Below are 12409 nucleotides of genomic sequence, written 5' to 3' on the forward strand. Positions count from 1 at the left end.
CAGCCTCGTGTGCCGTCTGGGCGCGGCCGCGAGCAGCTCGCGCGTGTACTCGTGCCGCGGGTCTTCGAGCACCCGCGCGGCGGGCCCCTCCTCGACGATCCGGCCCGCCTTCATCACCGCGATGCGGTCGCTCACGTACCGCACGACCGCGAGGTTGTGCGAGATGAACAGCATGGAGAGGCCGAGCTGTCGTTGCAGGTCCCGCACGAGGTTCAGCACGGCGCCCTGCACGGACACGTCGAGCGCGGACGTGATCTCGTCGGCGATGACGACCCTGGGACGTCCGGCCAGCGCCCTGGCGAGCGCGACGCGTTGCCGTTGCCCGCCGGAGAGCCTCGCCGGCAGTGCCGTGGCCCGGCCGGGGTCGAGGTTCACCAGGTCGAGCAGCCGCGCGACCTCCGCCTTCTTGTCGGTGCCTCTCGGCATGGCCTCGGCGATCGAGTTGCCGATGCTCATCCTCGGGTCGAGCGAGGAGTACGGGTCCTGGAAGACCATCTGGACCTTGCCGTCCGCGCTGATGTGGCCCGAGGTGGGCTTGCGCAGACCGACCGCGGTGGCGGCGAGCGTCGACTTGCCCGACCCCGACTCGCCGACGAGGCCCATGACCTGCCCGGCCGGCACGGTGAGGCTGACGTCGTCGACGGCCGTGTGGTGGCCGAAGCGGACGGTGACGTTGGTGAAGACGAGTTCGCTCATCGCACCCCTGCCAGTTCGGTCTCCGACTTCCAGCACGCGACCCGGTGGTCCTGCCGGAGGGTCCTGAGTTCGGGTTCTTCGGTGCGGCACTGGTCGTCGGCGAGCGGGCAGCGGGGCGCGAACGGGCACCCCCGGCCGATCTCGCCGGGCTCCGGTGGCCGTCCGGGGATGACCGCGAGCGGCGCGTCCCGGTCGGTGTCGAGGTCCGGCACCGCCTTCAGCAACGCCGTCGTGTACGGGTGCCGCGCGGCCGTGAAGAGCTCGTCCGTGGGCAGTTCCTCGACGATCCGGCCCGCGTACATCACGAGCACGCGATCGCAGGTCTGCGCCACGACGGTGATGTCGTGGCTGATGAGCAGCACCGCGGCACTGCGGACCTCCCTGATCCTGGCGAGCAGCTTGAGCACCTCGCGCTGCACCGTGACGTCGAGCGCGGTGGTGGGTTCGTCGGCGATCACCAGCTGCGGTTCGCCCATCAGCCCCATCGCGATCATCGCCCGCTGCCGCATCCCGCCGGAGAACTCGTGCGGGTACTGCTTCGCCCGGCGCTCCGGCTCCGGGATCCGCACGGCGTCGAGCCGGTCGACGGCCTTGGCCGCCGCGGCCTTGCGGTCGAACCCCTGGTGCACCTCGGACACCTCGGCGAGTTGGCGGCCGATGCGCTTGGTGGGGTTGAACGACGTCGTCGGATCCTGGAACACCATGGCCAGGCGCGTGCCCAGCTCCCGGTCCGGAGTGCTGTCGAGCGGCTTCCCGTTGAACTCCAACGTGTCCGCGGTGACCGAACCGGGGTGCTCCACGAGCCGCGACACGGCCAGCGCGGTGAGGCTCTTGCCGGAGCCGGACTCGCCGACCACCCCGATCATCTCTCCGTTGTGGACGCTGAACGACACGCCGCGCACCGGCGTGATGCCACCGGGGAAGGTGACGTGCAGGTTCCGCACGGTCAGCAACCCGCCGTCAGCGGGCGAGCCGACGGTCTTCGGCTGCGGGGTGGCGGCGCGGTGCGACCGCTGGCGGTGACCCGCCGCGGCCGCCTCGCCGAACAGGTTGAACGCGAGCCCCGCGAGCACCACCGCCACCGCGGGCCCGAGCGCGGGAGCGGGGGAGATGTAGATGCGGTTGAGGCCCTCGCCGAGCAGCCGGCCCCAGTCGTAGGAGGGCGCCTGCACGCCGATGCCCAGGAACGACAGCCCGGCGAACGCGGTCAGCGCCGACCCCGCCGCGAGCGTGGCGTTGATGACGAGCGGCTCGGCGATGTTGGGCAGGACGTGCCGGGTCAGCAGCCGGAACCGCCCCACCCCGCACACCCGCGCGGCCGCGATGAAGTCACGTCCGCTGACCGAGGCCGTCAGCGTCTGGGTGAGACGGGCGAACGACGGCGTGATCGCGAACGCGATGGCCAGCACCGCCCCGATCGTCCCGGTGCCGAAGATGACGGCGAAGAACAACGCCAGCAACAGCCCGGGGAACGCGACCGCGATGTTCACCGCGGACGTGACGATCCGCCCCGCCCACCTCGGGAGCACCGACGGCACCGAGCCGAGCACCAGGCCCGTGACGACGCCGATCATCGTCGCGAGCAGCGCGAGGCCGATCGTGAGCCGGGTGGCCACGAGGACCCGGAAGAAGATGTCGCGCCCGAGCTGGTCGGTGCCCAGCAGGTGGTCCGCGGACGGGCCCTGCTGGAGCGCGTCGGTGTCGATGGCGGCGGCGCGGTCGCCCCAGAGGATCGGGGCGAAGACGGCCAGGGCGAGCAGGACGGTGAGCAGGACGGCGGAGGCGGCGCCGACGGGAGAGCGGAGGACGGTCAGGCGACGCATGCTGCCTCCCCGGCGGCCGGTGGTGCGGGCTTCGTGTGAGCGGCGGCGCACGCCTGCGTGGTCTTGGGCTGCGGTGGGGCGAGCGGGTGGAGAACGGCGTGCGCCTCCCTGGTCGTGGGCTGCGGTGTGCTGGGGGTGCGAGAGGTGTTGCGCGCCTTCCTGTCGGCCGGCTGCAGCCGGAGCCGAGCAGCGCACGCACTTCCGGCAGCCGGGTGCGGACGGGTGGGCCGGAGCTGAGCGGCGAGCGCCGGGTGCGGGTGGGTGAGGCTGGGAGCGCTGTGCGTCTCTCCCTGCGTGGGCTGGGGCGGGGTGGGCGTGCGAGGGGCGCCGCACGCCTTTCCTTCCGCCGGCTGCGGCCGGAGCCGAGCTGCGAAGGCATTTCCGGCAGCCGGGAGGGGGCGGGGGACGCTGTCCGCCTCTCTGCGCGAGGGCTGCCGCGAGGTGAGCGTGCGAGGAGCGCCGCACGCCTCCCCGTCCGCCGACCGCGGCGGACTGGGCCGGAGCCGAGCGGCGAACGCGTCTCCGACAGCCGTGTGCGAGCGGAAGGCCGGGCCCATCACGCCTCCCTGATCGTCGAACGCGGATCCAGCAGTGCCAGCACCACGTCCACCACCAGGTTGACCAGCAGCACCCCGGCCCCGTACACCAGCACGATGCCCTGCACGGCCGGGTAGTCCTTCTGCTGGATGGAGCCGACGATGGTCGACCCCAGTCCCGGCCACGCGAACACGTTCTCCACCAGCACGGTCCCCGCGACGAGGGCGGCGAGCATCATGCCGCCCAGGGTCAGGGTCGCGGTGACGGCGTTGGGCAGCGCGTGCCGCACGTACACCAGCCGCGCCGGCAGGCGCTTCGCCCGTGCGGTTCGCACGTAGTCGTTGCCCAGCACGGAAAGCAGCTCCACCCGGACGATCCGGGCGAGCACCGCGGCAGGGCCGGTCGCGAGGGCCAGCACCGGCAGCACCCACGAGCCGGCGGCGTCGTTGCCCGCCACGGGGAACAGGCCGAGCTGCACGGCGAAGAGGCTCACGAGTCCCACGGCGAGCAGGAACTCCGGGATCGCGGCCAGCACGACGCTCGTCGACGTGAACGCCAGCTCGCCGCCGCGCCGGCGGCCGCCCTTCGTCAGGACGGCCATCACGACGCCCACCGGCACCGCCACGGCGATGACCACCAGGAAGGCGAGCACCGCCAGCTGCACGGTGGCGGGCAGCCGGTCGCCGATCAGCGACGCGACCGGCGTGCCGCTGATCAGCGACGTGCCGAACTCGCCGCGGAACAGGCCTCCGAGGTAGTGCCAGTACTGCACGAGCAACGGGTCGTCGAGACCCAGGGAGGCGCGGCGGGAGGCGACGAGGTCCGGTGGTGCGGTCATGCCCAGTGACTCGCGGACCGGGTCGCCCGGGATCAGGTGGATCATCAGGAAGGCCGCGGTCACCAGCACCCACAGCGAGGTCAGGAAGCGCAGCGCCCGCCGCCGCGCGAACGGGACCCAGCCAGTGGTCATGAGCTGAGCATCCGGATCGAGGCCGGGTCGACGCTGTCGCTGATGGTGAACTTCGCGCCCTTGACGAACGTCGGCACGACGGCGTCGAAGTACGGCACGAGTCCGGCGTCGCGGACCAGGGCGGCCTCGGCCTTGCCCCAGTGCTCGCACCCCTGCGCGCCGGCCAGTGACGCGGCCTGCTTCGACTCGGCGGCGAACTCCGCGTTGGTGACGTGGGCGAAGTTCACGCCCTGCGGCGGCACCGGGCCGGACGAGAACGGGACGAGCTGGCTCGGCAGCGACAACGTCACCGGCGCCATCGACACGTCCCACGCGCCGGTGCCGAACAACGTCTGGTTGATGCCGGCCGCGTCGACGGGCTGGATCTCCACCCGCACACCGATCGCCTGCCACGCCTGCTGGATCAGCTCGGCGGCCGAGGTCAGCGTCGGGCCGAGGACGGTCGGCTGTAGCAGCTTGACCGACAGCTGTGTGCCGTCCTTCGACCGCACGCCGTCCGATCCGGCACGCCACCCCGCCGAGTCCAGCGCACCGGCGGCGGCCGCCTTGTCGAACTTCGGCAGGTGCGGCGTGACGTTGTCGCCGGTGCAGGGACGCGGTTCCACGGTCACGAGGCTCTTGGACGGCCTGCCCTTGCCGTTGGTCAGCACCTTGCCGACCTGGGCGAGGTCGAGCGACTGGACCAGCGCGCGCCGGACGGCGGGGTCCTGGCCGGGATGGCCTGCCGCCTGGTTGAACCACAGCGTGCCCAGCGGGGTCGCGGTGTCGACGTGGTCGAGCTTCTGGCCGAACAGGCGTTCCTGGTCGGGGCCGGCCACGGTCGCGGCGCTGAGCTGACCGGACAGCAGCAGGTTCACGGCGGTCGTCTCGTTGGCGATCACCCGGACGACGACCTTGTCCGGCAGGCCCTGCTGGTCCTTCTGCCAGTCGCCGGGGCCCCACGCGAAGTCCTTGCGGCGCGTCAGGGTGTAGTGGTCGTTGGGCACGATCTCCGAGATCGTGAACATGCCGGTGCCCTGCTCGCCCTTGGCGAGCAACGCGCGGTCGCTCAGGCCCTTGGCGCACACGATCGGCAGCGTGCCGACGTTGGTCAGCAGGAACGCGTCGGGCGCGCCGCTGGTCACGGTGACGGTGCGCGTCGCCTCGTCCGCCGTGGCCGACGTGCCGGGGGCGACCTGGAGCCCGGCCAGCGGCGAGTTGTTCTTCGGGTCGCCGACGAAGGTGATGTTCGCGGCGACGTCCGCGGCGGTCAGCGGCGCGCCGTCGGCGCACGTGATGCCTTGGCGCAGCGTGAAGGTCGCCGTGGTGACGGTGGCGTCCCACTTCTCGGCGAGACCGGCCACGATCTCGCCGCTGGACGTGCGTTCGACCAGCCTGCCGTAGAGGAACCGCCCAACCTGCCGTGCCACCGACAGGACGGTCAGCGCGGGATCGAGCGAGCCCGGATCCGCACCGACGGACATCGTGAAAGTCCCGCCCTCGGCCAGGTTCTGGCCACCGGAGTTCGCCGAGGTTCCGCACCCGGCCAGGGCAACGGCCGCCAACAGGGCCACCGCACGCTTCATGAGGTCCTCCGGACTTGGTCGACGGCGAGGCGCCCGGCGCGGCCGATCACCGCGTCGGCGCTGGGGTTGCGCAGGTCGAGCGACTGCGAGCGGGTGAACACCGCGACGGCGTAGCTGCGGCCGTCGGGGTAGGTGACGACGCCGGCTTCGTTGCGGACGCTCGGCAGCGTGCCGGTCTTGGCGGCGACGCGGACGTCGGCGGGGAAGCCCGACGCGAGCCGGTGCGGCCAGATCTGCTGGGCCATGATCGCCCGGACTCGTTCGCACGCCTCGGGTGCGGCGGCGCGGTCGGTCCAGATCGCGTCGAGCAACGTCGTGATCTCCCGCGGCGTCGAGGAGGTGGTGCGCTCCGGGTCCACAATGGACAGCTTCGGGACCACGGCGGGGTCCGTCATCGCCTCCTCGACGTCCTCGGTGCCGAGGTCCGCGACCACCGAGGCGAAGAGGTCCTCGCAGCAGCCCAGGATCCGGGTCCGCGGCAGCCCTGCCACCACGGCGTCGACGGCGGCCTGCCCGACGCGGTGGAAGATGACGTCCGTCGCGGCGTTGTCGCTCATGGTCATCATGAACAGCGCCAGGTCGCGCCAGCTCATCTCGGCGTCGTCGCGGCACCCGGCCGTGCCGATCCCGCCGATGCGGTAGCGGGGCGTGACGCGCGTCCGCGCGGTCTCGTCGAGCCGTCCCGCCGCCACCTCGGCCGCGTAGGCCACGGCGACCGGGATCTTGAACACCGACGCCAGCACGACCTGCTCGTCGGCGCCGTGCCCGGCCTCCGGGCCGTTCACCCCGATCTCGCGGGCGTGGACGAAACCCTCCACGCCCGCTTCGGCGAAGGCCTCGGCGATCACCGGACGACCCGGCGGTCCGCGCGGCCGGTGTGCAGGAACAGCGCCCGCCCGTTCCCGTCGTCACCGACGAACGCGTGCGGCATGTGGATGCCCATGACGGGTTCGGCGGCGACGAGCGTGTCGTCGCGCCACGGCACCAGCTCCGTCTTGCCGGCGGACTCCGGGCTCAGCTCGGCCATGATCCCCTTCGGGATGACCTCCATCCAGATCCGGCCGTCCTCGTCCTGGGTGACCACGCGCTCGCCGACCGCCGAGACGTACACGCCGGTGAACCGCTCACCGTCGACCTCCGGGGGTTCCGCGGCGGGCTCGGGCATCGCGGGCAGCTCGACGCCGGTGAGCTCGCGCAGCACGTGCCGGAAGATCGCCTGGTACAGGTCGATCGTCTTGCCGCCGTTGGTCAGCAACGCGACGGCGACGCCGTGCTCGGGAACCAGGCGCAGGAAGGCGTTCTGCCCGATCGTGCCGCCGTCGTGCCCGATGACCGTCGCCTGCGGATAGTGGAACAGCTCCCAGCCCAGACCCCAGGCGTCCCCCATCAACGCGAGGTCGGGCACCTGCACCTGGACCTGCCGCATGGCCGCGACGCTGTCCGGCGACAGCACCCCGGCACCGTCGTTCATGTGCATGCGCGCGAACTTCAGCAGGTCGCGAGGACTCATCGCGAGCATCGACCCGGCCGGGGCGTTCGACCGCACCAGTGCCCAGACCGGCGCCGTCTGCGGCCCGGCGGCCTCGTCGTGGGTGAGGTGCCCGGCGGCGGCGCGGTGCAGGATCGCCTCGTAGGCGTCGGCGGCGGCGTGGGTCAGGCCGAGCGGGGCGAACAGGTGCTCGCGCAGGCAGTCGTCGTAGGACTTGCCGCGCATCACCTCCACGATCCGGCCGAGCACGCAGTAGCCCGCGTTGTTGTAGCTGAACATCTCGCCGGGAGCGAAGAGTTGAGGCGTGTCGTGCAACGTGGCGACGTACTTCTCCACGCAGTCGTCACCGCGGCCGGTGTCGGTGAAGAGGTCGCCTTCGAAGCCGGACGTGTGGTTCATCAGCTGCCGCACCGTGATCCGCGCGGCGGCGTCCTCGTCGGCGATCCGGAACTCCGGCAGGTAGTCGCGGACGGGCGCGTCGAGGTCCAGCAGGTCCTCGTCGACCAGCTGCATCGCGAGCGTCGTCGTCCAGACCTTGGTGATCGACCCGATCTGGAACAGCGAGTCGGTCGTCGTCTCGACCCCGGTGTTCTTGTTGAGCACCCCCGCCGCAGCCTCGGCCACCTCGTCGCCGACGGTGACGGCCACCGCCGCCCCGGGCACCCCGTGCTCGGCCACCAGCCGCGGGAGGTTCTCCTGCAGCCAGTCGTTGATCTCGTTGAGCTTGGACATCCGCGCCCCATCCAGGTCGACGTGACTCCGGTCACGGCCAACGCTAGGTTCGGCGCCCTCACCGCCACCTCGTCGGAGCCGACGAATCTGACCTCCCCGATCTGTCCGCGCCGACGAACCGGTGCGGGGGTGGAGCCTGCTCCACCTCGTTCCCGGCAGCCTGCGTGATCGTTCCGCCCCGCCTCGCAGAACTACGTTCTTGCTCAGAAGTCGTTGAGAGCCAAGGAGAACGTGATGAGTGCAGACGCGCTGTCGCTGCAGGCGGTGCGGAAGGTGTACGGCTCCGGGGGTGGTGCCGTCACCGCGCTGGACGAGGTCACCGTCGGCATCCGGCGGGGCACGTTCACCGCCGTGATGGGACCGTCCGGCTCGGGCAAGAGCACCTTCCTGCACTGCGCGTCGGGCATGGACCGGCCGACGTCCGGGCGTGTGCTGCTCGGTGACACCGACCTCGGCGGCCTGAAGGAGGCCGCGCTGACGAAGGTGCGGCGGGACCGGATCGGGTTCGTCTTCCAGGCCTACAACCTGCTGCCGTCGCTGACCGTCGAGCAGAACGTCACCCTGCCGCTGCGCCTCGCCGGACGCACGGCGGACCGCGGGTGGCTGCGGGAGGTCGTCGGCAGGGTCGGGCTCGACGGACGGCTCGACCGGCTCCCGGCCGAGCTGTCCGGAGGCCAGCAGCAACGTGTCGCGATCGCCCGCGCGCTGGTGGCCCGGCCCGAGGTGGTGCTGGCCGACGAACCGACCGGCGCGCTGGACTCCAGGACCGCGCACCAGGTGCTGACGCTGCTCCGGTCCATTGTGGACGAGATGGGGCAGACGGTCCTGATGGTGACGCACGACCCGGTCGCCGCTTCGGCCGCGCACAGCGTGCTGTTCCTGGCGGACGGACGGCTCGCGGGCGAGCTCGTCGGCCCGACGCCGGAGCGCGTGGCGGAGCGCATGACGCACCTGGGGGAGTGGTGAGCGTGAACCAGTTCGGACAGGTCCTGAGCGTGGAACTGCTGGTCGTCGTGCTGGCGATCGCGTCACGAGTCGTGGGGAGTGATCGGCGGTGCTGAGCCTGGCCTGGCAGACCGTGAAGGCGCGCACGGGCGGGTTCATCGGCGCGTTCGTCGCCATCCTGTGCGGCACCGCGCTCGTCGCGGCCTGCGGGATCCTGATGGAGTCGGGCCTGCGCGGCGGCGTGCCGACCCAGCGTTACGCGGCCGCCGACGTGGTCGTCACCGGTGACCGGATCGTGCGGCCTCCCGGCGGCGACGTCATGGCGTTCGAACACGCCGCCGAGCAGCCTGCCCTTCCCGCGGCGCTGGTCGCCAAGATCGCCGCGGTGCCGGGTGCGCGGGCCGTCGCCGAGCAGACCTTCCCCGCCGTGGTGGTGGGCCAGGACGGGCAGCCGCTCGCGAGCAAGCCGTCGTTCGGCCACAACTGGGACTCCGCCGTGCTGGCGCCGTTCACGCTGAAGGAGGGCACGGCGCCGAAGCGGGGCGAGGTGGTCCTGGACTCGGCACTGGCGGCCGAGGCCGGTGTCGGCGCGGGTGGCGAGGTCAGGATCATGACCCGTTCCGTGCCCGAGACCTACCGCGTGGCCGGGGTCGCCGAGGCGGCGGGACGGGCGCGCCAGGCCTCGGTGTTCTTCAGCGAGACCGAGGCGGCCGCGCTGTTCGGGCGCTCCGGCCAGGTGAGCGCCATCGGCGTGCTGGGCGCCGACGCCCGGCAGGTCGAGAAGGTCCTCGCGAACGACCACGTCACGGTGTCGTCCGGCGCCGACCGCAGCGCCGCCGAGTTCGACGACGTCAGCCGGACCAAGTCGATCCTCACGATCCTGGCCGGCTCGTTCGGCGGGTACGCGATCCTGGTCGCGATCTTCGTCGTGGCCAGCACCCTCGCCCTGACCGTCGAGCAACGCCGCCGCGAGTTCGCCCTGCTGCGGGCCGTCGGCGCGACGCCGCGGCAGGTCCGCAAGCTCATCGGCGTCGAGACGACGGTCGTCTCGGTGATCGCCGGCGTGATCGGCAGCCTGCTCGGCATCGTGGTCAGCCAGGGGCTCCGGGCCGCGTTCGCGCGGATCGGCGTGGTGCCGGACGACTTCGCCCTCTCGATCAGCCCGATCCCGCTGGTGGCGGCGCTGCTGATCGGCGTGGGCGCGGCACGCCTCGCCGCCTGGAGCGCGTCGCGCAGGCCGTCGTCGATCAACCCCGTCGAGGCGCTGGGCGAGGCCGCGGTGCAGAAGCGGGACGTCGGCAGGATCCGGCTGGCCATCGGGTGGGTCCTGACCGTGGCCGGCCTCGGCGCAACGGTCGTGCCGGTCGTCGTCGGCGGGCAGATCGGCGCGGCGATCGCGGTGTCGGCGGCTCTCGTGCTGATCATCGGGCTGGCGCTCACCGGACCGAGGGTGATCGGTGCGGCGGTCCGGGTGATCGCGCCGGTGCTCGCCAGGTCGTCCGGTGTGAGCGGTTACCTGGCCTCGGCGAACGTGCTGAAGAACTCGCGCAGGCTCGCGGCCGCGGTGACGCCGCTGATGCTCGCCATCGGGTTCGCGGTGGTGAACTACTACAGCCAGACGACGCTCACGGCCGCCGTGCACCAGCAGACCGAGCGGTCCATCACCGCCGACCACGTGATCAGCGGTGGCACGGGCGTGCCCGCCGAGGTCGTCCGGCAGATCCCGGGCGGGACGGCCACGTCGCTGGTGCGCACGCAGGTGATCACCGCGAGCAGGACGGGTGACGGCGTCGAGGTGCAGAGCCGTCAGGCCAACGGCCTCGACGCCACCGCGAGCGGCATGGTCGACCTCGGCGTCGTGTCCGGCAGCCTGGACGACCTCCGGACGGGCACGGTCGCGCTGAGCGACGCGCACGCCTCGTGGGAGGACAAGAAGATCGGCGACACCGTGGAGTTCTGGTTCGCGGACGGTCAGCAGGCGAACCTGAAGGTCGTCGCGACCTACGAGCACGACCTCGCGTTCGGCGACTACGTGCTCTCGGCCGCCGACGCCCGCGCCCACACCACGGCCGGCGTGGACAGCGCAGTGCTCGTCAAGGGCGCGGACGTCACCGCTCTCAAGGACCTGACCAGCCGCTACCCGGGCCTGCGGGTGACCGAGCGGGTGGCCGCGCAGGACCGGAGCACCGAGCGGACCCAGTTCCTGCTCAACCTGGTCGCGGTCGGCGTGATCCTCGGCTACGTCGCGATCTCCGTGTCGAACACGCTGGTGATGTCCACGGCCGCACGCCGCCGCGAGTTCGCCCTGCTGCGGCTGGTCGGCACCGGACGCCGTCAGATCGTCCGGATGATGCGCACCGAGGCGCTGCTGACGGTCGGACTGGCCGCCGTGCTGGGGTCGCTGGTGGCGGCGGTGCCGCTGGCCGTGCTCTCCCTCGGCCTCACCGGCAGCCCGGTGCCCGCCGGGTCGGTCCTGGTCTACCTGGGCACGCTCGCCGGTGCCGCGCTGCTCGGCCTGGTGTCGATCGCGGTGTCCACCCGGTTGTCGCTGCGGGCGAAACCCATCGACACGATCGGCATGCGGGAGTGAACGCGAGAAAAGGCCACCCGGTCCGGGTGGCCTTTTCTCGCGTCGTCATCAGCCCACGGGCGGAGCCATGTCGAACCAGTTGAAGCCCTCGACCAGCACCGTGGTGGTCGGCGTGGAGGTCGGCGTGGTGAGCTGCCAGCGGGTCACCGTGCGGTAGGTGCCCGGCGTGAGGCTCTCGTCGGTGTCGGTGTCCGGGTTGTCGGTCACCGGGATGTACTCGTAGACGGACCTCTTCGTCAGCGTCGCGGTGACCGTCGCGTAGGTGGACTGCGTCTTCAGGTAGTCGCCCACGCCGTGGTCGGCCGCCTTGGCCGGGTCCATGTAGCGCACCTGCACGGTGTTGCCGCCGAACGACCCCTCGACCGCCGTCACCGTGACGAGGTGGCCGCCGCCGCGCTGCAGGCTGCTCTGCGGACCGGCCGTGTAGCGGCCGTAGAGCATCTGCAACGGCCCGCGGGCCAGCTTCTTCGCCATGTCCCCGCCGAAGTCCGCGTTCCCGTGCGGGCTGATGCCCTCGGTGGCGGTGCTCCAGCCGGCGTCACGGGCGGGCTTGGTCGCGATGGTCCACGCGGTCCGCAGGTTGCTGAGCTTCGTGCCCTTGCTCGTGTACTGCGCGTCGACGCCGATCCGGCCGACGGAGTTGGTGATGACGTTGTGGTCGGCCGGGTCCTTCGGGTCGAGGTTCTTGACCTTCGTGGTCAGCCACCCGACCGGCGCGTTCCGCTCGTGCGCCCAGTGGTGCAGCACGTTGTAGAGCGAGCTGGGGCCGCAGTAGGAGCCACCGTTGTTCTCCAGGCCCGCGCGGTACTGGTCGACGTCGCTGATCCCGCACTGCTTCACCGAGAAGTCCGCGCCCGCCAGGTCGGCGATCTTCACGCACGGCGCGGGCTGGCCGATGACCGGGTCCGCGGCGGCGACGGCCGGGAGGGCGATGGTCGAGAGGGTGGCGGCGGCGATGATGGCCTGGCGGATCATGGTCTCTACCTTCCGTTCGCGGAATGCGTTGGCAGGTGAAGACTGTTCGAACGCGATCCGGAAGGCATGAGGGATGGCCCCTCAACC

Annotated in this window: 8 protein-coding genes and 1 pseudogene; 2 read left to right on the forward strand and 7 right to left on the reverse strand. The window is 71.9% G+C overall.

The annotated features are described in order from the left end of the window. From ORI60_RS22880 to ORI60_RS22905, 6 genes and pseudogenes are all read right to left on the reverse strand, one after another. A pseudogene (locus tag ORI60_RS22880) lies at positions 1-696 on the reverse strand (ABC transporter ATP-binding protein); the annotation flags it as partial. Continuing rightward, entirely contained in the window at positions 693-2519 is a 1827-nt protein-coding gene (locus ORI60_RS22885; RefSeq protein ID WP_266039908.1) for a dipeptide/oligopeptide/nickel ABC transporter permease/ATP-binding protein, read from the reverse strand. The pseudogene ORI60_RS22880 and the gene ORI60_RS22885, both read right to left, overlap by 4 nt. A 556-nt stretch (positions 2520-3075) precedes the next feature. Further along, positions 3076-4026 (reverse strand): ABC transporter permease, encoded by a 951-nt coding sequence (locus ORI60_RS22890; protein WP_266039909.1) that lies wholly within the window; start codon positions 4024-4026, stop codon positions 3076-3078. Continuing rightward, on the reverse strand, positions 4023-5591 hold the full coding sequence (locus ORI60_RS22895) for an ABC transporter substrate-binding protein (protein ID WP_266039911.1): 1569 nt from the start codon (positions 5589-5591) through the stop codon (positions 4023-4025). The genes ORI60_RS22890 and ORI60_RS22895 overlap by 4 nt, the downstream gene beginning before the upstream one ends. Next, the gene (locus tag ORI60_RS22900) at positions 5588-6439 is read right to left on the reverse strand and encodes a serine hydrolase (protein ID WP_266039912.1); all 852 of its coding nucleotides are present in this window, start codon (positions 6437-6439) and stop codon (positions 5588-5590) included. The genes ORI60_RS22895 and ORI60_RS22900 overlap by 4 nt, the downstream gene beginning before the upstream one ends. Further along, entirely contained in the window at positions 6436-7812 is a 1377-nt protein-coding gene (locus ORI60_RS22905) for a serine hydrolase domain-containing protein (RefSeq protein ID WP_266039913.1), read from the reverse strand. The genes ORI60_RS22900 and ORI60_RS22905 overlap by 4 nt, the downstream gene beginning before the upstream one ends. 234 nt (positions 7813-8046) lie before the next feature. On the opposite strand from ORI60_RS22905, the gene ORI60_RS22910 reads away from it, so the two are divergent. Both ORI60_RS22910 and ORI60_RS22915 read left to right on the forward strand, forming a co-directional pair. Then, positions 8047-8778, forward strand: a complete 732-nt coding sequence (locus ORI60_RS22910) for an ABC transporter ATP-binding protein (RefSeq protein WP_266039914.1) — start codon at positions 8047-8049, stop codon at positions 8776-8778. A gap of 88 nt (positions 8779-8866) precedes the next feature. Further along, entirely contained in the window at positions 8867-11347 is a 2481-nt protein-coding gene (locus ORI60_RS22915) for an FtsX-like permease family protein (RefSeq protein WP_266039915.1), read from the forward strand. 48 nt (positions 11348-11395) lie between these two features. Here the strand turns inward: ORI60_RS22915 and ORI60_RS22920 are convergent, their stop codons facing one another. Beyond that, positions 11396-12322: a hypothetical protein gene (locus tag ORI60_RS22920; RefSeq protein WP_266039916.1), complete on the reverse strand. Its 927-nt coding sequence runs from the start codon at positions 12320-12322 to the stop codon at positions 11396-11398. Positions 12323-12409: the final 87 nt, after the last annotated feature.

The organism is Lentzea sp. NEAU-D7, assembly GCF_026242055.1.
Lineage (GTDB): Bacteria > Actinomycetota > Actinomycetes > Mycobacteriales > Pseudonocardiaceae > Lentzea.

Bases quoted from the DNA above. Each gene is read 5' to 3' on its own strand.
- ORI60_RS22890 (WP_266039909.1), bottom strand. From the start codon at position 4,026: ATGACCACTGGCTGGGTCCCGTTCGCGCGGCGGCGGGCGCTGCGCTTC.
- ORI60_RS22910 (WP_266039914.1), top strand. From the start codon at position 8,047: ATGAGTGCAGACGCGCTGTCGCTGCAGGCGGTGCGGAAGGTGTACGGC.
- ORI60_RS22920 (WP_266039916.1), bottom strand. From the start codon at position 12,322: ATGATCCGCCAGGCCATCATCGCCGCCGCCACCCTCTCGACCATCGCC.
- ORI60_RS22905 (WP_266039913.1), bottom strand. From the start codon at position 7,812: ATGTCCAAGCTCAACGAGATCAACGACTGGCTGCAGGAGAACCTCCCG.
- ORI60_RS22885 (WP_266039908.1), bottom strand. From the start codon at position 2,519: ATGCGTCGCCTGACCGTCCTCCGCTCTCCCGTCGGCGCCGCCTCCGCC.
- ORI60_RS22895 (WP_266039911.1), bottom strand. From the start codon at position 5,591: ATGAAGCGTGCGGTGGCCCTGTTGGCGGCCGTTGCCCTGGCCGGGTGC.